This window comes from Gordonia sp. NPDC003376 (genome assembly GCF_053589235.1).
Window position 1 is genome coordinate 71,715 of the sequence record NZ_JBSFRM010000001.1, and the last position, 23,349, is coordinate 95,063.

19 protein-coding genes and 1 pseudogene are annotated in these 23,349 nt (G+C 67.1%); 10 read left to right on the forward strand and 10 right to left on the reverse strand.

Going from position 1 to position 23,349, the window contains the following annotated elements; genetic code table 11:
* Positions 1 to 99 precede the first annotated feature (99 nt).
* The 3 genes from ACWDUA_RS00335 (at position 100) to ACWDUA_RS00345 (ending at position 3,462) form a co-directional block, all read left to right on the forward strand.
* Positions 100 to 1,551, forward strand: a complete 1,452-nt coding sequence (locus tag ACWDUA_RS00335; RefSeq protein WP_449749019.1) for an aldehyde dehydrogenase — start codon at positions 100 to 102, stop codon at positions 1,549 to 1,551.
* Between the two features lie 68 nt (positions 1,552 to 1,619).
* Positions 1,620 to 2,525 (forward strand): helix-turn-helix domain-containing protein, encoded by a 906-nt coding sequence (locus tag ACWDUA_RS00340; RefSeq protein WP_449749020.1) that lies wholly within the window; start codon positions 1,620 to 1,622, stop codon positions 2,523 to 2,525.
* A gap of 61 nt (positions 2,526 to 2,586) precedes the next feature.
* Positions 2,587 to 3,462, forward strand: a complete 876-nt coding sequence (locus ACWDUA_RS00345) for a helix-turn-helix domain-containing protein (RefSeq protein ID WP_449749021.1) — start codon at positions 2,587 to 2,589, stop codon at positions 3,460 to 3,462.
* On the opposite strand, the gene ACWDUA_RS00350 is transcribed toward ACWDUA_RS00345, so the two are convergent.
* Positions 3,410 to 3,727: a 2Fe-2S iron-sulfur cluster-binding protein gene (locus ACWDUA_RS00350; protein WP_449749022.1), complete on the reverse strand. Its 318-nt coding sequence runs from the start codon at positions 3,725 to 3,727 to the stop codon at positions 3,410 to 3,412. The two genes, ACWDUA_RS00345 and ACWDUA_RS00350, sit on opposite strands and share 53 nt — an antisense overlap.
* Positions 3,728 to 4,028: 301 nt before the next feature.
* Between ACWDUA_RS00350 and ACWDUA_RS00355 the strand changes: the two genes are divergently transcribed.
* The 3 genes from ACWDUA_RS00355 to ACWDUA_RS00365 all read left to right on the forward strand — a co-directional run bounded on the left by ACWDUA_RS00355 (position 4,029) and on the right by ACWDUA_RS00365 (position 7,773).
* Positions 4,029 to 5,360, forward strand: coding sequence for a cytochrome P450 (locus tag ACWDUA_RS00355; RefSeq protein ID WP_449749023.1), 1,332 nt, complete (start codon positions 4,029 to 4,031; stop codon positions 5,358 to 5,360).
* Positions 5,357 to 6,598, forward strand: a complete 1,242-nt coding sequence (locus tag ACWDUA_RS00360) for an NAD(P)/FAD-dependent oxidoreductase (protein WP_449749024.1) — start codon at positions 5,357 to 5,359, stop codon at positions 6,596 to 6,598. The genes ACWDUA_RS00355 and ACWDUA_RS00360 overlap by 4 nt, the downstream gene beginning before the upstream one ends.
* Positions 6,599 to 6,669: 71 nt before the next feature.
* The gene (locus tag ACWDUA_RS00365; RefSeq protein ID WP_449749025.1) at positions 6,670 to 7,773 is read left to right on the forward strand and encodes an NAD(P)-dependent alcohol dehydrogenase; all 1,104 of its coding nucleotides are present in this window, start codon (positions 6,670 to 6,672) and stop codon (positions 7,771 to 7,773) included.
* A 604-nt stretch (positions 7,774 to 8,377) separates the two neighbouring features.
* Here the strand turns inward: ACWDUA_RS00365 and ACWDUA_RS00370 are convergent.
* Positions 8,378 to 8,632 (reverse strand): hypothetical protein, encoded by a 255-nt coding sequence (locus tag ACWDUA_RS00370; RefSeq protein WP_449749026.1) that lies wholly within the window; start codon positions 8,630 to 8,632, stop codon positions 8,378 to 8,380.
* A 158-nt stretch (positions 8,633 to 8,790) separates the two neighbouring features.
* Between ACWDUA_RS00370 and ACWDUA_RS00375 the strand changes: the two genes are divergently transcribed.
* Positions 8,791 to 9,948 carry an acyl-CoA dehydrogenase family protein gene (locus tag ACWDUA_RS00375; protein WP_449749027.1) on the forward strand — a complete coding sequence of 386 codons (1,158 nt, stop codon included), beginning with the start codon at positions 8,791 to 8,793 and terminating at the stop codon, positions 9,946 to 9,948.
* Positions 9,949 to 10,049: 101 nt separating this feature from the next.
* Here the strand turns inward: ACWDUA_RS00375 and ACWDUA_RS00380 are convergent, their stop codons facing one another.
* The 3 genes from ACWDUA_RS00380 to ACWDUA_RS00390 form a co-directional block, all read right to left on the reverse strand.
* Positions 10,050 to 10,928 (reverse strand): HpcH/HpaI aldolase/citrate lyase family protein, encoded by an 879-nt coding sequence (locus ACWDUA_RS00380; RefSeq protein WP_449749028.1) that lies wholly within the window; start codon positions 10,926 to 10,928, stop codon positions 10,050 to 10,052.
* Positions 10,925 to 11,380: a MaoC family dehydratase gene (locus ACWDUA_RS00385; protein WP_449749029.1), complete on the reverse strand. Its 456-nt coding sequence runs from the start codon at positions 11,378 to 11,380 to the stop codon at positions 10,925 to 10,927. Before ACWDUA_RS00385 ends, ACWDUA_RS00380 begins: the two co-directional genes overlap by 4 nt.
* 105 nt (positions 11,381 to 11,485) lie before the next feature.
* Complete coding sequence (locus tag ACWDUA_RS00390) at positions 11,486 to 12,268, reverse strand: SDR family NAD(P)-dependent oxidoreductase (protein WP_449749030.1); 783 nt, start codon at positions 12,266 to 12,268, stop codon at positions 11,486 to 11,488.
* 171 nt (positions 12,269 to 12,439) lie between these two features.
* Between ACWDUA_RS00390 and ACWDUA_RS00395 the strand changes: the two genes are divergently transcribed.
* Together ACWDUA_RS00395 and ACWDUA_RS00400 are read left to right on the forward strand one after the other, a co-directional pair.
* Positions 12,440 to 12,673 carry a hypothetical protein gene (locus tag ACWDUA_RS00395; protein WP_449749031.1) on the forward strand — a complete coding sequence of 78 codons (234 nt, stop codon included), beginning with the start codon at positions 12,440 to 12,442 and terminating at the stop codon, positions 12,671 to 12,673.
* Positions 12,674 to 12,968: 295 nt separating this feature from the next.
* Positions 12,969 to 14,476 (forward strand): annotated as a pseudogene (locus tag ACWDUA_RS00400) (MFS transporter); the annotation flags it as partial.
* Positions 14,477 to 14,479: 3 nt separating this feature from the next.
* Here the strand turns inward: ACWDUA_RS00400 and ACWDUA_RS00405 are convergent.
* From ACWDUA_RS00405 to ACWDUA_RS00420, 4 genes are all read right to left on the reverse strand, one after another.
* Entirely contained in the window at positions 14,480 to 15,682 is a 1,203-nt protein-coding gene (locus ACWDUA_RS00405) for a hypothetical protein (protein WP_449749378.1), read from the reverse strand.
* A gap of 247 nt (positions 15,683 to 15,929) precedes the next feature.
* Entirely contained in the window at positions 15,930 to 16,565 is a 636-nt protein-coding gene (locus ACWDUA_RS00410; protein ID WP_449749032.1) for a LutC/YkgG family protein, read from the reverse strand.
* On the reverse strand, positions 16,562 to 18,094 hold the full coding sequence (locus tag ACWDUA_RS00415) for a LutB/LldF family L-lactate oxidation iron-sulfur protein (protein ID WP_449749033.1): 1,533 nt from the start codon (positions 18,092 to 18,094) through the stop codon (positions 16,562 to 16,564). The genes ACWDUA_RS00410 and ACWDUA_RS00415 overlap by 4 nt, the downstream gene beginning before the upstream one ends.
* Positions 18,091 to 18,831: a (Fe-S)-binding protein gene (locus ACWDUA_RS00420; RefSeq protein ID WP_449749034.1), complete on the reverse strand. Its 741-nt coding sequence runs from the start codon at positions 18,829 to 18,831 to the stop codon at positions 18,091 to 18,093. Before ACWDUA_RS00420 ends, ACWDUA_RS00415 begins: the two co-directional genes overlap by 4 nt.
* Before the next feature lie 246 nt (positions 18,832 to 19,077).
* On the opposite strand from ACWDUA_RS00420, the gene ACWDUA_RS00425 reads away from it, so the two are divergent.
* Positions 19,078 to 21,159, forward strand: a complete 2,082-nt coding sequence (locus ACWDUA_RS00425) for a neutral/alkaline ceramidase (protein ID WP_449749035.1) — start codon at positions 19,078 to 19,080, stop codon at positions 21,157 to 21,159.
* A gap of 81 nt (positions 21,160 to 21,240) precedes the next feature.
* On the opposite strand, the gene ACWDUA_RS00430 is transcribed toward ACWDUA_RS00425, so the two are convergent.
* A complete protein-coding gene (locus ACWDUA_RS00430) occupies positions 21,241 to 23,073 on the reverse strand; it encodes an acyl-CoA dehydrogenase (protein WP_449749036.1) in 1,833 nt (610 codons plus the stop codon).
* Positions 23,074 to 23,349: the final 276 nt, after the last annotated feature.

The following is a 23,349-nucleotide window of genomic DNA, read 5'->3' on the forward strand; positions in this document are numbered from 1 at the left end:
CCCGGAGCCCGAGCGGCCCGATCCGAGGCCGTCGGAGAAGCCACGACTCCCCATGATCACGACCCCGCGCACAACACCCGGAATCGAGACAGGAGCCCCATGACCACCATCGACTATCCCGAGCTGTACCTCGGCGGAGCGTGGCAACAGCCCACCACCGCCGACCGCATCGAGGTGCGTTCGCCATCGACCGAGGAGACCATCGGTTCGGTCCCGGCCGGCGCCCCCGGGGACATCGACAACGCCGTCGCCGCAGCCCGCAACGCCTTCGACGACCCGACCGGCTGGGCGTCCTGGCATCCCAAGCAGCGCGCCGAGGTCCTCGAACGATTCGCCACCGAACTCGAGTCCCGGGCGGGTGAGACCGCCCGTCGTGTGACCATCCAGAACGGGATGCCGATCTGGCTCGCCGAGCAGTTCGAGGGCGGTTTCCCGTCGGTCCTGGTGCGCTATTTCAGCGACATGATGGTGAACTCGGCCGACGTCGACTCCCGTCCCGGGATGCTGGGCGGGACGGCACTCGTCTCGCGCAAGCCCATCGGTGTGGTCGGCGCCATCGTGCCCTGGAACGTGCCCCAGGCGATCACCTTCCTCAAGCTCGCGCCCGCGCTCGCCGCAGGCTGCACCGTGGTGCTCAAGCCCGCCGAGGAGACCGTCCTCGACGCCTTCCTGATGGCCGAGGCCGCACTCGCCGCCGGCCTGCCCGACGGCGTGCTGAACGTCGTGCCCGGTGGGCGCGAACTCGGCGCCTACCTGGTCGAGCATCCCGGCATCGACAAGGTGTCGTTCACCGGTTCCACCGCGGCCGGGCGCGCCATCGCCGAGACCTGCGGCCGACTGCTGCGGCCGGTCACCCTCGAACTCGGCGGCAAGTCGGCTGCCATCCTGCTCGACGACGTCGACCTGGGCGCCTCGATGGAATCCCTTTTCGCCGCAACGCTGTTGAACAACGGCCAGATCTGCTGGCTCAACACCCGCGTACTCGCACCCCGGTCTCGCTACGGCGAGGTCGTCGATGCGATCACCGCCCTGGCATCGTCGCTGGAGATCGGCGACCCGCTCGATCCGGCCACCAAGATCGGCCCGCTGGTCTCGTCCCGTCAGCGGGACCGCGTCGAGGGGTACATCGCCAAGGGCAGGGCCGAGGGCGCTCGGCTGACCACCGGCGGCGGCCGTCCGGCACTCGATTCCGGATGGTTCGTCGAACCGACCGTCTTCGCCGATCTGGACAACACCGCGACCATCTCGCGTGAGGAGATCTTCGGCCCGGTCCTCTCGGTGATCCCGTTCGAGGACGACGAACAGGCCCTGGCGATCGCCAACGACAGCGACTACGGCCTCGGCGGCACCGTCTGGTCGTCCGACATCGAGCGCGCGTCGGCGATGGCGAGCCGGGTGCGTTCGGGCACCGTCGGGGTGAACCACTACTCCAACGACCCGGTCGCACCGTTCGGCGGGATCAAGAACAGCGGGATGGGCCGCGAGCTGGGACCCGAGGGACTGCACGCGTTCCAGCAACTGCACACCGTCTACCTCCCGCCGGCGGGCTGATCGGAGGGTCGTCGGACACCGTGTACACTGTGTGCCACCTCACAGCCCGCCCCGAAGGAGGGGACTCCATGCGGAATCCGGAGCCACCGGATTCGCAAGCACGTGCGCTGACCGCGTTCTTGCGGAATCTCCGTGGCGCCGACCTGGACAGCTTCGCCTCGACCACCGTGGCATCGGCATGCACCGATCTCGGGTTCTGCAAGGCGATGTTCTCGTGGGTGGACGGTCCCGCGTGGCGTCCGGCGTCGGTGTTCATCTCCCCCACCCTGGACACGGTGTTCGACGACCTGATCGATGCGGTCGACGGGTCGGCGGTACCACTTCTCCGGGCGCCTCGCGAAGCCGACCTGGTACGGCACCGCCGACCGTTCATCCTCGGCAAGAAGGACTATCGGCACTCCTATCGGCCACTCATCGACCTCTCCGATCCCGCCGCGTATGCCGCCGCACCCATCGTGGCGTTCGGACGGACGATCGCGATCCTGCACGTCGATCACCATGCCGACGCCGTTGGTCCCGAGGATCTGACCCTGCTGGCCCGCAGTGCACACCTGTGCGGCCTGAGCTACTCGACATTGGAGCGCCGGGCACGGGTGGACAAGCAGCGGATCGCGGTCCGCGCAGCATTGGCGGCGATGTCGGGGCCGCTGCCCGACCACCCGGACCAGATCGATCCCGGCTCCCTGTCCGGACATGATCCCCTGTTCGACAAGTCCCGTACACCGTCGACGCCGGTGGGGTCGGCGGGGAACATCGGGTCACTCACCGACCGCGAGCACGAGGTGCTCCGCCTGCTGGCGACCGGCGCATCGAATCGCTCCATCGCCGAGCACCTGTACATCTCCGACGGGACCGTGAAGTCGCATGTGCGTCGAATCTTCCGAAAGGCCGGTGTCCAGACGCGAGCACAGGCCGCAGCGCTGTACCGGTCTCTGCAATCCCAGTCGTCGGCATCCCAGTCGTCGGCATCGTGAGTGCCGCACTCCCCCTGCTCCACCGATCCCCGCCCGGGGTCCGTGAGTGGTGGCGACGTTCGTGAGCGGTAACGGCGGCTCCGTCCGCCTGGACATGGCCATCGCCGCGATCACGCAGGCGCGCAACGAGACCGAGATCGCCGGCCTGCTGGTCGAGTACGGCGCCACGCTGAGCGGGGCGAACACCGCCGAGGTCGTCCAGGTCGGCGACGAGGGCGCCCGATGCCTGGCGCATCCGCTCCCCTGCCCTGACCTCCACAGCCGCCTCGGCGCCGACGACTGGTCACGCCTGGCGGGCGGCGCGATGGCAGGCCCGACGGCTGTCGCTTCGACTGCCGCAGCCGCGTCGGGGAGCGCCCGGGACGTCCTGTGTGTCCCCGTCCCGACGCTCTCGGGTGCACCGCTGCTCACCGACGGACCCGTTCTCGTCGGTGTGTCTGCCTTCCCCGGAGCAGTGCCGCGCTCGGCACTTCTGTTGGCAGGCACTCTTTCCCGGGAGGGAGTCGACGAGGCGACCCTGCTGGCGGAGGTCGCTGCCGCCGCCGTCGACGATCTCGCCGCCCGGCGCTCACTGCGCCTTCACTCCGAGAACCTCCATGCACTCGGAGCGGAGTTGATGACGTTGGCCGACACGGGCATCGACGACGATCGTGGCTCCCTCGCCCGACTCGAGCACGACGACGCGACGACCACCGCCGATCTCACCGACCGCGAACGGGAGATCCTGGAGGTGGTCGTCTCCGGGGCATCCAACTCCCAGATCGCCGAGCGCTTCACGATCTCCATCGAGACCGTGAAGTCGCATGTCAAACGGATCCTCCGGAAACTCAATGCCGCCAACAGATCCGAGCTGATCGCCAGATACGGCGGGCTCGGATCGACGGTCACAGACCCGAATCCACCACCTCCACGTGGACCTCGTCCTGATCGGAGATGATCAGCTGACATGCCAACCGTGAATTCGGTTGCGCGCCATCGAGGAACTCGACGAGTTCCAGCTCTTCATCGGTGGGCTGGTCGAACACTCCGTGCGCACTCGTCGGCAGGTACACATGACAGGTCGCGCACGAACAACTGCCACCGCACTCGGCGACGATGCCAGGAAGATTGTTGCGAACGGATCCGTCCATCACGCTCTGACCCGCGGGGACCTCGACGGTTCGCGCCTCGCCGTCGGGAAGATGATAGGTGACCTTGGCCATGGGAACTCCTGGTGTTGAAGGGGGATCGCGGACCGGCGACCACCCGGCGGTACTGATGAGAAGGACTGGGATCGGTTGCGTGACATCGATTCTGAGGAGCACCGATCGTGGAGTTCATCACCAGGGCGGGGGACCGGCATCCCCCATCGGGGTGAACTGCCCTCCGACCGCCGTCACCGTTGTGCGTCAACGGCACCGATATCCCTCCGGAGGTCACCATGTCCCCCACTCCAGGGTGACGAGTGTCACTCCCTCGTCACAGAGACTGGTCCTGTCACAGCCATTCGACGCAGGAGTTCCCATGACCTCAACGATCCGGCCGGAGTCGCCCACCACCGTCCCCGACGACGTCGCCGCACAGATCGTCCTCCCGGAGGGCCATCGTGACGACGACCGCCTCTTCGAGGCCTACCGCTGGTTGCGCGACAACCAGCCGCTCGGACTGGCATCCGTCGACGGGTACGACCCGGTCTACCTCGTGAGCAAGCATGCCGACATCATGGAGATCGAACGTCAGCCCGACATCTTCACCAGTGCCGGTGGTGAGCACAAGGGCGCCTTCAACCCCATCCTCGCCAACCGCGCCGGTGACGAGTTCACCAAGTCGATCAACAACGGCAGCCTTCGCATCCTGGAGACACTCACCTATCTCGACCCTCCGGAACACACCGTCGTCAAGGACATTGCCGCCGAGTGGTTCCGACCCAACAACCTCAAGCAGTGGGAGGACGCCATCCGGGTGCTCGCCCGCGAGTCGGTGGACCGACTTCTCGCCACCGACGGCGAGATCGACTTCGTCAAGGACTTCGCCCTGCAGTATCCGCTGCACGTGATCATGAGCCTGTTCGGCGTCCCGGAGTCCGATGAGCCGCGCATGATGACCCTCACCCAGGAGTTCTTCGGGACCGCCGACCCCGACGCGGCACGCGATGACGTGGAACCGTTGACACCGGATGCCGCCGCCCAGCAGTGGGTGGCCACCATCAACGACTTCTACGCCTACTTCGACGAACTGCTGATGGACCGGCGGGCCAACCCGACCGGCGACCTGGCGTCGATCATCGCGACCGCGACCACCGCCGACGGGGACTACTTCCCGAAGGAGGTGGCGTACGGATACTTCATCGCGATCGCCACGGCAGGTCACGACACCACCTCGTCGACGCTGGCCGGCGGGGTGCGTGCGATTGCGCAGAATCCGGGACTTCTCCAGCGGCTCCAGGGAGATCTGTCACTGGTCCCCAACCTGGTCAACGAGTCGCTGCGGTGGGCGTCGCCAGTCAAGCACTTCATGCGAACGGCCTTGCAGCCCTATACCCTTCGCGGTGTCGACCTGCACCCCGGCGACCGCTTCATGTTGCTCTACCAGAGTGGCAACCGCGACACCGACGTGTTCGACGACCCGGACGTGTTCAACATCGATCGCCGCCCCAACAAACACATCGCGTTCGGGTACGGGCCACACATGTGCATCGGCCAACATCTGGCCAAGCTCGAACTCAAGATCATGTTCGAGACCCTGCTGCCGCATCTCGAGGCAGTCGAGCTCAGCGGCGACGCACGGTTCATCCAGACCAACTTCGTCGGCGGCCTGAAGAACATGCCGGTCCGGCTCACCCTGAGGCAGCGGTGACCGCGTCCGAGGGCCCCATCGTGATCGTCGGCGCCGGGCACGGTGGCGCCGGGATCGCGGCACTGCTGCGACAATCCGGCTTCACCGGTCCGGTGACCCTCCTCGGGACCGAAGAGCATCACCCCTACCACCGGCCGCCACTGTCGAAGAAGTTCGACGACGCCGCCGTCCGACACCTCCTCCGTCCTCCGCAGTTCTATGCCGACAACGCGATCGACCTGCGGCTCGGGGTCACCGTGCGCGATATCAGGCGGGACGAGCAGGTCGTGGTGACCGAGACCGGCACCGAGATCCCCTACGCCACGTTGGTGCTGGCCACCGGGTCTCGACCCCGGGTTCTGCCGGTCGACGGCTCGTCGCGGTCCGACGTGCACACCCTGCGCACCATCGACGATGCGCACGCACTGCATCGATCGCTGTCCCGCGGTGGCGATCTGGCGATCATCGGCGGTGGCTATGTCGGTATGGAGGTCGCCGCGGTCGCCCGCAATCGAGGTATCGCCGTCACGGTGATCGAGCGCGAGGACCGAATCCTCGCTCGCGTCGCCGGGCCCGAGTTGTCGTCGCTGCTCACCGGACACCATCGGCGCCACGGCGTACGCATCGTGACCGGGCGATCGGTCGCGGATGTTCGCGGGGTGGGAACCGAGGTCACCGGTGTGACCCTCGACGACGGCACCGTCATCGACTGTGGCACAGTGCTCGTCGGAGTCGGTGCCGTCGCCTCCGACCACCTGGCGGCAGCCGCCGGACTGGCGTGCGATGGAGGCGTCCTCACCGACGACGACGGCCGCACCAGCGATCCGCGTATCTTCGCGATCGGCGACGTCGCCCGTCGACCGGTCGCCGGGTATGACGGTCTGCGACGCCTCGAATCGATTCCGGCCGCCACCGAACACGCCAAGCAGGCGGTGGCGACGATCCTCGGACTCGAACGCTCTCACCCCGACGTGCCGTGGTTCTGGTCGGATCAGTTCGATCTCAAACTGAAGATCGCCGGCCTCGTCATGCCCGACGACCAGGTCGTCACCCGCCGGTCGCCGACCGGAACGGCGGTGTCGTTCTTCCACCTCCGACCCGACGGCACCGTCGGCGCGGTCGAGGCGGTCGACGCACCGGCCGACTTCATGGCGGGCAAGAAGCTGATCGAGGCGAAGTCCCCGATCGACCCGGCGACCGTTGCCGATCCATCGGTGCCGCTGAAGCGACTCATCACCCGCAGCGCGGCCCACGCGTGAACCGGCCGACCCCCTCACCGCGATCCGACCGACCGCATTCCACCTGATATCGAACCCACGAGGAGTCAACGATGAAATCCACTGCAGCCCTGCTGACCGGCGTCGGCAGCGACTTCGAGATCGCCGAGATCGACATCGACGGTCCGCGCCCCGGTGAGGTACTGGTGAAGCTCGCCGCCGCCGGACTGTGCCACACCGACCTCGCCGCACGTGATGGCGTGTTGCCCATCGAATACCCCGGGGTCGTCGGCCACGAGGGCGCGGGCACCGTCATCGCGGTCGGCGAGGGCGTCACCAAGGTCTGCGTCGGCGACCGGGTCAGCCTGACGTTCAACAGCTGCGGTCACTGCCAGACATGCACCACCGGTCGCCAATCCTATTGTGAGAACTTCACTCCGCAGAACTATGGCGGGGTCCGCGCCGACGGCAGCAAGCCGCTCAGCCGGGACGGCCGACCGGTGGGTGGGATGTTCTTCGGTCAGTCCTCGTTCGCCACCGTCGCGCTGGCGAACGAACGCAACACGGTGAAGATCGACGCCGACATACCGTTCGAGATGCTGGCCCCGCTGGGTTGCGGTATCCAGACCGGCGTGGGCGCGGTGACCCGATCCCTGAAGGCACAGAAGGGATCCACTATCGCGATCGCCGGTGGCGGTTCGGTGGGGCTGGCGGCGGTGATGGGCGCGGTGCTCGCGGAATGTGCGACCATCATCGTCGTCGAACCCAACGAGCAGCGTCGCGAACTGGCGCGCGAGCTCGGCGCCACCCATGCCCTCGATCCCGCGGCAGGTGACGTCACCGAACAGATCCGGGCGATCATCGCACGCGGCGTCGACCACGTCATCGACACCACCGGAATCCCAGCGGTGGTCATGGCCCTCGTCGGCGCCACCGCGGTTCGCGGTTCGGTCGGCCTGATCGGGGTGCCCGCAGATGCCACCGCGGCCATCCAGCTCAACATCATCGCCGTGCTCACCCTCGGTCTCACCGTCACAGGGATCATCGAGGGGGATTCCACGCCGGACGAGTTCATCCCCGAGCTGGTCGAGCACCATCTCGCCGGCCGCCTGCCCCTGGAGAAGCTCGTCACGACCTTCCCCTTCTCCGAGATCAATTCGGCGGTGAAGATCCAGCACGACGGTGGCGTGGTGAAGCCGGTGCTGATGTTCGACTGACCCGCGTCCGCCCCGCGCAGCCCACAGAGGTTTCGACACGGGTCCTCGCGATGCTCGGTCCCGGCTCAACCATCGAACAGTTCAGCGGCCGTTGGTGGTTGAACCGACAACCACCAAAAGGTGCCGCAGCAGTTGCTGGTTGAGCCGACAACCACCAAAAGGTGCCGCAGCAGTTGGTGGTTGAGCCGACGAGGAGCGAAGCGACGAGACGTGTCGAAAACTCCGCCGGCCAACCCCGGAACGCCACCACATTCGAGGTCGTCACCACACCCCACACGGCCCACAGAGGTTTCGACACGGGTCCTCGCGATGCTCGGTCCCGGCTCAACCATCGAATAGTTCAGCGGCCGTTGGTGGTTGAGCCGACAAGCATCGAACGGTGCCGCAGCAGTTGGTGGTTGAGCCGACGAGGAGCGAAGCGACGAGACGTGTCGAAACCTCCGCCGGCCGACCAGCCTAACGCCACCACATTCGAGGTGGTCACCACCCCACACGGCCCACAGAGGTTTCGACACGGGTCCTCGCGATGCTCGGTCCCGGATCAACCATCGAAAGGGGTGGCGGCAGTGAATGGTTGAGCCGAAACCTCCGCCGGGCGACCCATCTACAGGGCCAGCAGCAGTTGATGATTGAGTCTCGAGCCGATCCGCCGACGGCAGTGCTCGTCGAGGGCGGCCGACTGTGCGACGTCGAGGCGGACCAGGCCCGCCCGTAGTGCCGAACGCACCCGGGTGTAGAACGCCGACGGCGGCATCCCGAAGGTCAGGAAGATCTCCTCCTCCGGGGTGTCGAACGGCGCCCATGCCAGGGCGAACCGCACCATCTCGGCGGAAGCGGCTGAGGTCTGCGAGGTCGGCATCTCGCCCTCCTTTCGTCGTGTGTATGGTATGACCAAATATGTGGGACGGTCAAGCACGCGACCCTATCCGCGGCGGACGTGGCTCATTCTCTTGTTTGGTCGTACCATTCGATCATTACGCCAATCGGCGGGACTCTCGCCACGACGTCAGGATGCGCATGATCTCCTTCGAGTTCACCGAGGAACAACAGCAGTTCGCCAAGGTGCTGCGTGACTTCAGCACCAAAGAGCTTCTCCCCCACTACACCCAACGTGCCGCGAGCACCGATTTCCCGTACGAGGCGTTCGCGCGACTGGGGGAGCTGGGGGTGCTCGGCATCGGGCTTCCCGAGCGGTTCGGGGGCACCGGCACCGAGGATCCACTGCTGCTCGGCCTGGCCACCGAGGTCCTGGCCGAGGGTGACATCAATCTGGCGTCGGCGCCCATCCAGGTCGGGCTGGTGGGCTCCCAGCTCGTCCACTCGAGTGACGAAGTCCAGGAACGGTATCTGCCCGCACTGATCGAGGGCCGGGAGACCCTGGCCATCGCGCTGACCGAGCCCGGCTCCGGCTCGGATGCCGGCGCCCTGAGGACCACCGCCACCCCGGTCGACGGGGGCTGGCGGCTCTCCGGCGAGAAGACCGCCATCAGCTGGGCCATGAACGCCTCGGCCACGCTCGTCTATGCCCGGACCCCGGGCACCAGCCGCTCGAAGGGCGTGAGCTGCTTCGTCGTCCCGATGGACGCCGAGGGCGTGACCCGCCATCACATGCTGGGGATGGGATGCCTGCCGATCGGCTGGGGGTCGATCCACCTCGACGACGTCTTCATCCCCACCAGCCACCTCGTCGGCGAGGAGGGCCGTGGATTCGCAGCGGTGATGAACCACTTCGACTTCAGCCGCGCCGCAATCGGTTTGATGTGTCTGGGTGCGGCCCGGCAGAGTCTGGACGAGGCGGTGACCTACTCCGAGCAGCGCGAGACCTTCGGTCAGCCGATCTCGACCTACCAGGGCGTCTCGTTCGGTATCGCCGAGCAGGCCACCCTGGTCGAGGCCGCACGCCTGCTCTGCTACAAGGCCCTGTGGTCGCGTGAGGCCGGCCTCCCCCACACGGCGCTGGCGTCGATGAGCAAGTGGTGGCCGCCGCAGGTCGCTCGGCAGGCCATCGAGGTGGCCATGCGAATCCACGGAAACCTCGGCTACGCAGCCGAATTCCCGCATCAGGCCCGCTACCGTGACGTGATGGCGTACCTGGTGGCGGCCGACGGCAGCGCCGAGATCCAGAAGCGCATCATCTCCGGCGACATCTACAAGCGCGGTTCCACCGCATTCTGATCCACTTCGAAATCGACGAGACCGCCGGTGTGACAATCTCTGTCACACCGGCGGTCTCGTCAGAAGGGGGGATTCGACAGGCGAACACCTGCCGTGCCGACTCAGCGGTCGGCGAGTGCCAGGACCCGCTGCGCCTGCTTCAGATGCGGCAGGTCGAGCATCTTGCCGTCCAGCGCAACCGTCCCCACGTCGCCGGCGAAGGCCTCCACCACGCGGCCGGCGAAGGCCACCTCGTCGGCGGAGGGGGTGAAGGCGGCGTTGATCGTATCCACCTGCGCCGGATGGATCGCTATCCGGCCGCTGAATCCCTCGGCGCGGGCACGACGCGACGACTCCGCGAGTCCGGCGTCGTCACGGATGTCGACATACAGCGTCTCGACCGCCTCGACGCCTGCGGCATGTGCGCCCATCAGCATCAGTGACCGCACGAGCTGATAGGTGGTGGCCCACCGACCGTCGGGCCCCAGGTTGGTCGATGCCCCGAGGGCAGCACTCAGATCCTCGGCACCCCAGGTCAATCCATAGAGGCGTGCGATGCCGGCCGAGGCGAAGTCGCCCAGGCGGAACGGCGCGAGCGGGGTCTCGGTGGCGACCGGGAGCACCCGGATCGTGCCGGGCGCGATGCCGTTGGCCACCTCGAGCGCCTCGAGGTAGTGGTCGACCCGCGCGACGTCGGCGGGACCGGTGATCTTGGGAATCATCACGCCTGCGGGCACCGCGGGTGTGATCGCGGCGAGATCGGGCAGCGCATGCTCGGCGTCGAGCGGGTTGATCCGGACCCACAACTGGGGACCGCCGGCCTCCCCGAGCTGTGCGACCACGAACTCCGACACCATGTCCCGGGCCAGCGCCTTGCGACTCTCGGCGACCGAGTCCTCGAGGTCGAGGATCACCGCATCAGCAGTGGATTGGGCGATCTTGCCGAGCTTCTTCTCGCTGTCACCGGGGACGAAGAGGAAGGATCGGATCGGCGCGCTCATCGCTGCGGATTCTTCTTCTGCAGGCCGCTGCGCTTACACGAGGCGACCAGTTCGTCGTTCTGGTTGAACGCCTGGTGCAGGAAGGTCACGATCCCCTGGTCGGGACGGGACTTGGAATCACGCAGTTCGATCACCTCGGAGACGACGTGGATGGTGTCGCCGTGGAACAGCGGCTTCGGGAAGCGGACCTCGTCCCACCCCAGGTTGGCGACCGCGGTCCCGAGCGTGGTGTCGCCCACCGAGATCCCCACCATCAAGCCGAGGGTGAACGCGCTGTTGACGATCCGCTGACCGAACGGCGTGTCCTTCATGTATTCCTCGTCCAGGTGCAGCAACGCAGGGTTGTGCGTCATCGCCGTGAACAGGACGTTGTCGGTCTCGGTCACCGTCCGACGAATCGGATGCTCGAACCGCCGGCCCACGGTCAGCTCGTCGAACCACACTCCGGGCATGTCGCCACCTCCAGTTGTTTGTCTCGTTGACGTCTCGTCGGTCGTGTCGGCCACCGCGTCCCGATCGTCCCGTTCACGACCAGCACGGTCACGGCACCGGCCGCCTCACGCGGCCGAGATGCCGCCGTTGACGCTGATCGCCTGTCCGGTCAGCTTGGCCGCGGCGCGGGTGACCAGGAATCCCGCCAGCGCGCCGATGTCGTCGGCGGTCGCCACCCCGAGATGTGCCTGCTTGGCCGCACTCGCGAACAGCTTCGCGCTGAACCCGTCGGATGTGATCCGCTCGGTGGAGGCGGTGCCGTACACCAATGACGGCGTCAGGACGTTGGCCCGGATACCGCACCGCTTCTCCTCGATGGCGAGGCCTCGGGTGAACATGATGATCGCGGCCTTCGCCGCCCCGATGACGGTCTCACCGGGGGTGGCGGTCTTTCCCGCGTCGGAGGCGACGTTGATCACGACGCCGCCACGCCGCTCGCGCATACCCGGAAGCACCACCGACGCCATCAGCATGGAGGGCAGCACGAGGTCGTCGAGCGTGGTGGCGATCTCGGTGGCCGGGATGTTGCCGAACAGTTCGGGGCGGACGTCGGCGGCCGTCGTACACATCAGGATGTCGATGGCGCCGAGGAACTCCGAGGCCTGCGCTTCGATGGCCGTTGCCCCCTCGACACTGCGCGCATCCCCGGCGACGAACCTCGCGTCGACCCCGCGCTCCTGGAGCCGTGCGCAGGCATCGTCACCACGGGCCTGCGTCCGCCCGACGATCACCATCCGCCGGACCCCGACGTCGGCCATCGCGAACGCACTGTGCAGCCCGATCCCGGCGGTCCCGCCGACGATCAGCGCACCGCTGTCGGCCGGGTCCTTGACCACGATCTCGCTCATCACATCACCTGCTCCCCGCGCGACTCGGCCTGTCCGGACGTCGTCCGGCACGCGATATCGGCGACTGACTCCGAAGTTACTAATGGTACGACCATTAGTCAACATCGCGGATTGTGCGGCGAGCGCCGTAGAGGATCATCAGTCTTGACTGATAAGCCGAGACTGATGGTCATGGCGTCTCCCGATGTCCTCGACGTGGCCTCCGACCTGCGCCTCACGCTGGGTGGACTGATCCGGCGACTCCGGACGATCCGCTCCCCCGACGACCCGTCGGTCCCGGAGACCTCGGTGCTCGCACGACTCGACCGCGAGGGTCCGACCACCGCCGCTGACCTCGCGCGCAGCGAGCAGGTCACCCCGCAGTCGATGGGGCCACCATCACCGGACTGCTCGGCCGGGAGCTGATCACCCGGCAACCCGACCCCGACGACGGCCGACGGGTACTGGTACACCTGACCTCGGCCGGCCGCGCGGCCCTCACCGACCGCCGCAACACCCGCACCCGCACCCTCGCCGACGCCCTGAGCACCGCCCTCACCGAAGACGAGCTCGACACCGTCGCCGCGGCATTGCCACTCCTGACCCGCGCCGTCGACGCACTGCAGGTGCCGCCCACACCCCACCCCAGGAGGTAGCCACGAACACCCCGCTCACGAAAGTCCCCGAAACCCCCGATGTCTCGGCCCCGCCGCCGCCCGACGGCTACCGGTGGGTCGCACTGCCGACACCACCGCCGCGGTGTTCATGTCGGCACTCGACGGGTCGATCGTCATCATCGCCCTGCCCGCCATCTTCCGCGGTATCGATCTCGATCCGCTGGCACCGCACAACATCGGCTTCCTGCTGTGGATGATCATGGGTTATCGCCTGGTGCAGGCGGTGGCGGTCACCACGCTCGGCCGGCTCGGCGACATCTACGGCCGCGTCCGGATCTACAACGCCGGCTTCGTGGTGTTCACCATCGCATCGATCCTGTTGTCCTTCGACCCTTTTCACGCATCCGGGGCCGCCGTCTGGCTGATCGCGTGGCGCCTGCTACAGGCGTTCGGCGGGTCGATGCTCACCGGGAATTCCGCCGCCATCCTCACCGATGCCTTCCCGGCCGATCGACGGGGGTTCCCACTGGGCCTCAATCAGGTTGCGGCACTGGCCGGTCAGCTGACCGGACTCGTCCTCGGCGGGCCCCTCGCCGCCTGGGACCGGCGGGCGGTGTTCTGGGTGAACGTCCCCATCGGACTGTTCTTCACCGTCTGGGCCCATCGCAAACTGCGTGACACCGGTGAGCGGCACCCCGGGCGGATCGACTGGTGGGGCAACGGATTGTTCGCCCTGGGACTCGGGGCGATCCTGATCGCCATCACGATGGGGTTGCAACCGTGCGGCGGACACACCATGGGCTGGACGAGTCCGGCGGTGATCCTGCTCCTCACTATCGGCGTCGCATCGTTGGCCGGCTTCCTCGGCGTGGAGATGCGCGTCGCCGACCCGATGGTCGACCTGGGCCTGTTCCGGATTCGCGCGTTCAGTGCCGGGAACATCGCCGCACTGTGCGCCTCGCCGGCGCAGGGTGGCCTGCAGTTCGTGCTGATCATCTGGCTGCAGGGGATCTGGTTGCCGCTGCACGGATACGACTACGCCGACACCCCACCGTGGGCCGGGATCTTCTTGCTGCCGTCGACCATCGGCTTCGTCATCTCCGGGCCGCTGACCGGTGCGCTCTCCGACCGCTTCGGTGCACCGGTCTTCGCGACCATCGGGATGCTGCTGTTCGGTTCGAGCTTCGTCGGGTTGCTGTTGTTGCCGATCATGTTCCCGTACTGGGCCTTCGCCCTCCTGATCGCCCTCAACGGGATCGGTACCGGCATGTTCGCCGCACCCAACACCGCGTCGATCATGGGCAGTGTGCCCGCACGCTGTCGCGGGGTGGCGTCCGGGACGCGGGCGACATCCCGGAACTCCGGGACCGCACTGTCGATCGGAGTGTTCTTCTCGCTGATCATCGTCGGGATCTCCGAGCGTCTACCGGCGACGATGTCGGCGGGCCTGCAGCAGCAGGGTGTCCCCGCCGACATCGCGACCCGGGTGGCCGACCTGCCACCGGTGACGTCGTTGTTCTCGGCGATGTTGGGCAGCAACCCGATCGAGCAACTGCTCCGCGGAACCGGCATCCTGGACACCCTCGATCCGGCGCAGCAGCAACAACTCACTCGATCAGCGAACGGTGACGACGGTGTTCGCCGCGGCGTCACCAAGGATCTTGTGCAGGTTCCAGACCGGACGGTGTGACTCGAACTGGGTCTCGTAGGGCACCTTCATGGTGGCGACCAGCTCACCCCAGTGGTTGGTGACCATGTTCTGGTAGCGCGGCAGCAGTTCGGTGGTCACGTACTTCCAGCGCTGATCGAACACCGACCAGTCCCAGTCGGCGATCGGGGTCTTGACCGACAGGGTGCGGCCGTCGGCCAGGCGGGCCGTGTAGGTGAACGGGATGAAGTCACGCAGAGCGGGGACCCCGGCGATCGACGGCGACCCGGCCAGCGTCATCGCATAGGTCAGGGCGGCGCCCACACCGTCGGCCTTGCGGTGGTTGCGGACATCGTCGAACTGCCACCCGACCACGTCGTACTGTTCGCGGTGCAGCAGTGTGGCATTGCCGCGCCCGACGCGTGCCGGGTCGTGGGAGTCGATGTCGCGCCAGGCGTCGAGGACCTGATCGTCGATCACGCCGGCGCGGCGCATCTCGGTGATGCCGTCCATGCCGTCGTGCACGTAGGCCATGTGCAGGGGCATCAGGTCGCCGAAGATGGCCTTCTGCATCACCAGGATCCGGTTGGTGAACCAGGTGAGGTCGGCGGGCGTGATCTTGTCGGCACCGTAGGCGAGGGTCTGCAGCCCCTTCGGGAAGATCCCGACGAATCCCGGTCCGGCCACGCTCGTGGTGGCCTCGATGATCTGTGCGGCAAGGGGTTGCAGACCACGGATGGCGTAGATGTCACCCATCATCACCACGTCGGCGATACCGCCGCCGAAGTCGGCGCCGACGAGGCCGGCCATCCCCGCCCACTGCAGGTTCTTGTGTGCGATCTGCAGATCCTCGTACAGGCGGTACGACTTGATCATGTTGGACCGGTTGGCCTCGAACCCCTTCTGCGGATTCCACGCGGCCAGGTCGATACCCGCCGTCGAGGTGGCCTGCGCCAGCCGCCACTGGAACAGCAATGCCTGGTAGCGCTGGGGATCGATGCCGCTCGCCCGGGCCTGTCCGACCAGCTTCGCCAGGACGGTGACGCCGGTGGGCAGGGCCGCGTTGACGCCACCTGCCGACTTGTCGGCAAACCGGTTGGTCAGCGGCAGATCGAGGTAGCGGTCGATGTCGGCGGCCCGGGCCGGACCGGCGAGCACGACGATTCCCATCAGCGCCGACAGCAGCGCGAGAACTATTGCTGACCAGCGCAGACGCGGCGTGGTGGCGGACACGATTCCCCCTTCGGGACGAGCATCGATGCGCTGGAACCTACCGGCAGGTAAGTTCCAGGCGCAACACGGAGCCCCCCGACACCGGCGATGAGACTATCAGATGATTCCGTCTCAGTCTCCTCGTCCGATCCACTCGAATCGGCGATTCGCCCGGCCTCGATTCACCGGGCTGCCGTCCCGCCGCCTACCCGTCGACGACGAGGACGTGCAGGGTGCGCGGGCCGTGCACGCCCTCCACGCGGTCGAGCTCGATGTCGCTGGTCGCACTCGGGCCGCTGATCCATGTCTGCGGCCGGGTGTCGGCGCCGGCGGCGATCAGCCGCGCCACCGCCTCCGGGACATCGCTCACGATCTGGCCGGCGTCGACGATGCACACGTGGACGTCGGGAACCAGGGACACCGCCCGCCGCCCCTGACCGGCGGTGTGGTCGAGCACGATGGTGCCGGTGTTGGCGATTCCGACCGCGGCGGTGGTGATCACCCCACCCACCCCATCGAGGCGGTCCGGCGTGAGGGCGTCGTCGTCGATCCAGTCGAGATCGGTGGTGATCCGTTGCCGGACCCGATCATCGGCGATCACCGGCCCGGTGATTCCGGTGAGTGCGACGGTGATGGCCTGTGTCAGTTGATCTTCGGTGATTCGGTCGACGGCGGCGCGATAGTCGGCAACCCGTTCGGCGAACCGGGCGACGGTGTCCAGTTCTCCGGTCGAGACGGGCCGGCCGTAGGTCCAGTCGACGGTGACGTCGGCGGACTCGGCGTCGACGTCGTCGAGAGCGCTGCGGATACGGGCGAGGATCTCGTCACGTGCGGTGCTCACGGCTGCGCACCGTCACCCTGGGACCGGTTGCCGCGCTCCCGTTTCCACCAGTCGCGGAACGACTCCGCCGGCGGGACGGGGACGTCGCGGGCCGAACTCCAGGCCGACAGCGGCCACGGCAGCGCCCCGATGGTGGTGCGCTTGCCGAAGAACCGGTGGCTGGTGGTGGCGGCCTTCTGCGCGGCCTCGAGGCGACGGTGATCGGCAAAGGTCCAGGACATCGCCTTCATCGCCGCGGCCTCCCCCGACGGCAAACCCCCGCGACTCTCGTCGACGACGCGGGTTCGCAAGTGCACCAAGATGTCCGGGATGTCGATGCGCACCGGGCACACGTCGAAGCACGCCCCGCACAGACTCGACGCGTACGGCAGGGACTTGTCCACCGCCGACGACGTCCCGCGCAGTTGTGGGGTGAGGATCGCGCCGATCGGGCCGGGATAGACCGAGCCGTACGCGTGTCCGCCGGCCCGCTCGTACACCGGGCACACATTGAGACATGCCGAGCATCGGATGCAGCGCAACGCATCTCGGCCCACCTCATCGGCGAGGACATCGGTGCGGTGGTTGTCGAGGAGTACGATGTGGACGTTCTGCGGACCGTCGCCGGGGGTGACACCGGTCCACATCGAGGTGTACGGGTTCTCGCGCTCCCCGGTACTCGACCGTGGCAGCACCTGCAGAAAGACTTCGAGATCAGCCCAGGTGGGCAGGATCTTCTCGATGCCGACCACCGAGATCAGGGTCTCCGGGAGGGTCAGGCACATCCGGCCGTTGCCCTCCGATTCCACCACCACCAGACTGCCGGTGTCGGCGACGGCGAAGTTGGCCCCGCTGATCCCGACCTTCGCGCGCAGGAACTTCTCCCGCAGATGCAGACGCGCTGCCTCGGCGAGGCGCTTCGGCTCGTCGGTGAGATCGTCGGGCGCGGCGCGACCAACTTCCTTCATGCGGCGCAGGAAGATCTCCCGGACCTCGCTGCGGTTGCGGTGGATGGCCGGCACCAGGATGTGGCTGGGCCAGTCGTCGCCGAGTTGCACGATGAGTTCGGCGAGATCGGTCTCCCAGGCGTCGATGCCCGCCTCCGCGAGCGCCTCGTTGAGTTCGATCTCCTGTGTGGCCATGGATTTCACCTTGACCACCTCGTCGGCGCCGGTCCGCCGGACCAGGTCGACGACGATCCGGTTGGCCTCCGCGGCATCGCGCGCCCAGTGCACCGTGGCACCGGCGGCGGTCGCCTTCTCCTCGAACTGCAGCAGGTAGGTGTCGAGGTTGCGCAGGGCGCGGTTCTTGACGGCCTCGGCTGCGAGCCGCAGCTCCTCCCAGTTGTCGAGCTCGCCGACGACATTCGCCCGCTTGGTCCGGATGATCCCGGTGGCGTGGGCCAGGTTTCGGCGCTGGGTGGTGTTGCCGAGCTCGGCCTTGGCAGCCTTCGGGAACTTCGGCATCCCGACGAAGGTGGCGGTGACCCCGACGTGCGGGTGTCCGGAAACCGCCGATCCCGTCGTCGTGGTGGCCGGGACCGGGGTCATGCCGGTTCCCCCTCGGTCGAGGCCAGGATCTCGGCGAGGTGCATGGTGCGAATCCCGGCGCGTTCACGGGTGAGCAGGCCGCCGATGTGGGCCAGGCACGAGTTGTCGCCCGCGACGAGGACCTCTGCGCCGGTCTCCTTCACGTGCGCGGACTTGTCCGAGCCCATGGCCACCGAGACGTCCGCGTTCTTCATCGCAAAGGTCCCACCGAACCCGCAACACTGTTGCGCGGCAGGTAGTTCCACCAGATCGATCCCCTTCACCGCGCGCAGCAGCCGCAGCGGTTTGTCACCGACCCGCAGCATCCGCAGCGAGTGGCAGGTCGGGTGGTAGGTCACTCGGTGCGGGTAGTAGGCCCCGACATCGGTCACGCCGAGCACGTCGACGAGGAACTCGCTGAGCTCGTACACCTTCGGGGCGTACTCGGCGACGGCGCGTTGCAGAGTGGGATCGCCAGAGCGGCGGGCGAGTCCCGGATGCTGATGACGGACGGATCCGACGCACGATCCGGACGGTGCGACCACCGCGTCATACCCGGCGAAGACGTCGGCGAACTGCCGGACCCCGGGGATCGCCTCGTCGGCGTAGCCGGTGTTGGTGAACATCTGCCCGCAGCATGTCTGGGCCTCCGGGAACTCGACGCGCACGCCGAGACGCTCGAGCAACACGACCGTCGCGCGAGGCGTACCGGGCCACATCGTGTCGTTGAAGCAGGTGGCGAACAGGGCGACGGTCATCGTGCGAGGAGGACCTGAGGGCATGGGTCCAACCGTAGTCGAGGGACACCGGCCCCGGCAGGGTTCACCACTCCCGGTTCTCGGGTCAGGCGTTCTCGATGACATGATCGCCGCGGTGGTGCATAGTTGACCTGACGAGTAGTTGACCATTTGATCAACTCCACGCCAACGCCGTCTGACGCCACCACCGACGGTGTCGGGTCAGGGTGACCTGTGCGCGGAGCCGAGGGGACTGGGGATCGCAACGTGAGCACGTCATCAGAACATCGCCCGGGTGTGTCACGCCGAGGATTCTTCGGCGGGGCCGCGGTCGCGGGAGCGGTCGGCATCGGGATCGCGGGCGCCGCTGCGGCAGGCTCCGGCCCGGCAGCGGCCGACCCGGCCGGCGGATATCTGGTCGGCGCCGGACGTGGCGATGTGACCGGCGTGATCGCCGGCCAGGGCATGATGGGCTACTCCGACCTGGAACAGGTGGCCACCGGTCTGCTGCAACGGGTCTGGGCGCGTGCCTACATCATCGCCGACGCCGCCACCGGCAAGCGTGTGGTCTTCGTCAACGCCGACCTGGCGATCATCTTCGAGTCGCATCGCGTGGGTGTCGTCAAGGCGCTGCGACAGCGGTTCGGCAACCTGTACTCCGAGGACAACGTCAACCTCAACGCCACGCACAACCACAATTCGTGCGGCGGGACGGCCTGGGACTACGCGTATGTGCTCGCCGCGCTGGGACATCGCGAGAACTCGTATCGGGCGGAGGTCGACGGCATCGTCGACGCGATCGTCGCCGCGCACGAGTCGCTCGCCCCGGGCACGCTGGAGATCGGCCACACCGAGCTGCACGATGCCAGCGCGAACCGCTCGCTCGAGGCCTTCCAGAAGAATCCCGACGCCGACCGAAACCACTTCCCGCAGCACATCGACCCGCAGGTCACCGCACTGCGACTTCGGCAGGGCGGCACCACGATCGGCGAGATCACCTGGTTCGCCACCCACGGCACGTCACTGACCGATGCCAACACCCTGATCTCCACCGACAACAAGGGCTATGCCTCGTATCTGGCCGAACTGCAGAATCCGGGTGTCGTGGCCGCGTTCCCGCAGACCAATGCCGGCGACATGACGCCGAATCTGTGGGTGCGCAAGATGAATCCGGGCGGCCCGACCGAGGATCGTCGCGCCAACTGCGCGATCATCGGCGAGCGGCAGCATCGGGCGGGGGCCCGGGCACTCGGCGCCACCACCCCCGTGACCGGGTCGATCGACTACGCCTACCGCTTCGTCGACCTGTCGGATGTCCGTATCGACGGGCGCTACACCCCCGACGGCAAGCCGGCCCGCACCAGCCCGGCGATCATGGGTGCCGGTGCCGCGGCCACCAGCACCGAGGACAACACCCGTAGCCAGTTGAGCTTCCTCAAAGAAGGCATGGTGCTGCCCTTCGCCGCGGCACTGGGCGCCACCACCTCGGCCACCCCGCCCGCGTGGGTACAGGCGATCCAGGCCCCCAAACTGGACCTGTTCCCGCTCGGCCTGCTCCCGCCGCGCCCGTGGATCCAGCAGGTGTTGCCGATCCAGCTCATCCGGATCGGCGATCTGGTCCTCGCGGCGGGCCCGGCGGAGTTCACCATCGTCGCCGGCCTCCGCATCCGCCGGATCGTCGCCGACACCCTCAGGGTTCCTCTGGAAAATGTTCTGCTACAGGGATATTCCAATGGATACAGCCAGTACGTGACGACCCCGGAGGAGTATCTGTCGCAGCAGTACGAGGGCGGTGAGACCCTGTTCGGCCGCTACACACTGTGCGCGTACATGCAGGAGTTCGACACGCTCGCCCGATCGATGGCCAGCGGCCCGCGGGCCGGACGCGGACCCACGCCGTCCGACTACAGCGGCCTGCAACCCGACCTGCTGACACCCGTGCCCGCCGACACCCCGGTGCGCGGCACCCGATTCGGTGACGTCACCGCCGCACCCAAAGCGAAGTATGCTGCGGGACAAACGGTGTCGGTGTCGTTCTCCGGCGCCCATCCCGCCAACCGGGTGCGCCGTACCGCCCCCGGCGGAACCCGACCCGCCGACGGCTACTTCGTGATCGAACGCTACGAGAACGGATCGTGGGTGACCTCGGCCGACGACAACAGCTGGAACAGCGAACTCACCTGGAAACGCCCGAACGGCAGCACATCCGCGTCGGTGGTGACCATCGCCTGGCGAATCCCCAAGGGCACCGGTGGCCGTCACCGCATCCGCTACTTCGGTGACGCCAAGTCGGCGTCGGGCCGGGTGTCGTCGTTCACCGGCGTCAGTCCGGCGTTCGAGGTGGGCTGAGGCGACCGCCGAGGGCGGACATGACCCCCGACGTCATCATGTCCGCCCCCGGCGAGTTCCATCCGGCTGCTCGGTCGATGATCAGAAGACCGCGTCATCGGTCTGCATGATGTCGAGGTCAGGAGCGCTGAGCACCCCCGTCGCGGCCACGACACCGGGCAGCACGTTCTCCGCGAAGTAGTTGGCGATGAACACCTTCCCTTCGTAGAAGTCGCGATCCTCCGCACCGCCGGCATCGATCGCCCGCAACGCGACATCGGCTCCCCGCAGGAGCTGCCATCCGATCACCAGGTCGCCCACCGCGAGCAGATAGCGCACCGACGCCAACCCGATCCGGTACAGCTCCGTCGGTGCATCCCGCGCGGCCATGAGATGCGCCACCAGCGTGGAGGTGATCTCCTCGACGGCGTCGAGCGCCTCCCCGAGCGCCGCGCGGGCCCTCGCGGTACGGGGGTGTGCGCCGGTGTCGCCGACCAGCGCCTCGATCTCGCTCCTCACGTGGGCGAACGCAACGCCCTGATCGCGGACGATCTTCCGAAAGAAGAAGTCCTGGGCCTGGATCGCCGTGGTTCCCTCGTACAGCGAGTCGATCTTGGCGTCACGCACATACTGCTCGATCGGGAAGTCCTGCAAGAATCCCGAACCGCCCAACGTCTGCAGGCTCTCGTTGAGATATTGCGACGCCCGCTCGGACCCGACACCCTTGACGATGGGCAACAGCAGATCGCCGACACGGGCTGCCATCTCGTCGTCGGCACCGGACACGGCAGCCGCGACGACGGCATCCTGATGTGCCGCGGTGTACAGGTACAGGGCACGTAGCCCTTCGGCATATGCCTTCTGCAGGGCCAGCGAACGACGGACGTCCGGGTGCCGGATGATCGGTACGCGGGGGGCGTCCTTGTCGGCCATACGCGTCATGTCGGCACCCTGCAGGCGCTGTTTGGCATACTCCAAGGCGTTGAGGTAGCCGGTCGACAGCGTCGCGATTGCCTTGGTACCCACAAACATCCGTGCATGTTCGATGATGTCGAACATCTGGGAGATCCCATTGTGGACCTCGCCGACCAGCCATCCCTTGGCCGGCACACCGTCAGCGCCGAAGGTGAGCTCGCAGGTCGCCGACACCTTCAGGCCCATCTTGTGTTCCAGACCGGTGACCACGACCCCGTTGCGCTCGAGGAGTTCACCCGTCGAGGCGTCGAAGTGGTGTTTCGGAACGAAGAACAGTGACAAGCCCTTGGTTCCGGCCACCGCGCCTTCCGGGCGGGCGAGCACGAAGTGGACGATGTTCTCGAAGAGGTCGCCCGAATCCGCCGACGTGATGAACCGTTTGACCCCCTCGATATGCCACGATCCGTCGTCTTGCCGGATCGCCTTGGTCCGGCCCGCACCGACATCCGAACCCGCATCGGGTTCGGTCAGCACCATGGTCGATCCCCATCTCCGCTCGGCCATGATCTGGGCCCACTTCTTCTGCTCGTCGGTGGCCTGGCGGTAGAAGATGTCGGCCGAGGTGGGCCCCGATGCGTACATGAAGGCCGCCGGCTGTGCACCGAGAACGAGTTCGGCGATCGCCCAGCGCACCGCTTGTGGTGCAGGCGTGCCACCGAGGCGAGGGTCGACTGCCAGGTGTGACCAGCCGGCGTCCCAGAAAGTGTTGAACGCCTTCGAGAAGTCATCCGGCAAGGTCACCGAGTGCGTCTGCGGATCGAACGTCGGCGGGTTGCGATCGGCCGACGCGAACGGTTCGGCGAGTGGCCCTTCCGCGATCTTGGCCATCTCCTGCAGCATCGCGCGAACGGTGTCGGGGTCGAGATCGCCCCAACTCCCCGAGTCCAACGCGTCGCCGAGCCCCAGCACCTCGAAGAGGTTGAACTCGAGATCACGAACATTGCTTCGATAGTGCCCCACGTGCGGTCTCCTACGGATTCTCTTCTGGCGTACCGACCGGAACAGGCGCCCCGGACAACCGGGCCATCGCCGTCGGTCAACGGACTCGAGTTGGGGACCGGATGGGCCATCGAACTGGAGGCTTCACGGTCACTGACAACAGATTGAACATAGTTGTTCAAATAATGTCAATACCGTTCATCAGAGGCAATTGGGGTTCCGAGACCGAACCGGTACGGACGTACACGATCAGAGCACAGGACAGCCATCAGGCGAGGGCACCCGGACAACAGACAG

What these genes read in the sequence shown, in the direction of transcription:
- ACWDUA_RS00335 (WP_449749019.1), top strand. Translation starts at nt 100, where the DNA reads ATGACCACCATCGACTATCCCGAGCTGTACCTCGGCGGAGCGTGGCAA.
- ACWDUA_RS00340 (WP_449749020.1), top strand. Translation starts at nt 1,620, where the DNA reads ATGCGGAATCCGGAGCCACCGGATTCGCAAGCACGTGCGCTGACCGCG.
- ACWDUA_RS00350 (WP_449749022.1), bottom strand. Translation starts at nt 3,727, where the DNA reads ATGGCCAAGGTCACCTATCATCTTCCCGACGGCGAGGCGCGAACCGTC.
- ACWDUA_RS00355 (WP_449749023.1), top strand. Translation starts at nt 4,029, where the DNA reads ATGACCTCAACGATCCGGCCGGAGTCGCCCACCACCGTCCCCGACGAC.
- ACWDUA_RS00365 (WP_449749025.1), top strand. Translation starts at nt 6,670, where the DNA reads ATGAAATCCACTGCAGCCCTGCTGACCGGCGTCGGCAGCGACTTCGAG.
- ACWDUA_RS00370 (WP_449749026.1), bottom strand. Translation starts at nt 8,632, where the DNA reads ATGCCGACCTCGCAGACCTCAGCCGCTTCCGCCGAGATGGTGCGGTTC.
- ACWDUA_RS00375 (WP_449749027.1), top strand. Translation starts at nt 8,791, where the DNA reads ATGATCTCCTTCGAGTTCACCGAGGAACAACAGCAGTTCGCCAAGGTG.
- ACWDUA_RS00380 (WP_449749028.1), bottom strand. Translation starts at nt 10,928, where the DNA reads ATGAGCGCGCCGATCCGATCCTTCCTCTTCGTCCCCGGTGACAGCGAG.
- ACWDUA_RS00385 (WP_449749029.1), bottom strand. Translation starts at nt 11,380, where the DNA reads ATGCCCGGAGTGTGGTTCGACGAGCTGACCGTGGGCCGGCGGTTCGAG.
- ACWDUA_RS00390 (WP_449749030.1), bottom strand. Translation starts at nt 12,268, where the DNA reads ATGAGCGAGATCGTGGTCAAGGACCCGGCCGACAGCGGTGCGCTGATC.
- ACWDUA_RS00395 (WP_449749031.1), top strand. Translation starts at nt 12,440, where the DNA reads ATGGCGTCTCCCGATGTCCTCGACGTGGCCTCCGACCTGCGCCTCACG.
- ACWDUA_RS00405 (WP_449749378.1), bottom strand. Translation starts at nt 15,682, where the DNA reads ATGGGAATCGTCGTGCTCGCCGGTCCGGCCCGGGCCGCCGACATCGAC.
- ACWDUA_RS00415 (WP_449749033.1), bottom strand. Translation starts at nt 18,094, where the DNA reads ATGACCCCGGTCCCGGCCACCACGACGACGGGATCGGCGGTTTCCGGA.
- ACWDUA_RS00420 (WP_449749034.1), bottom strand. Translation starts at nt 18,831, where the DNA reads ATGACCGTCGCCCTGTTCGCCACCTGCTTCAACGACACGATGTGGCCC.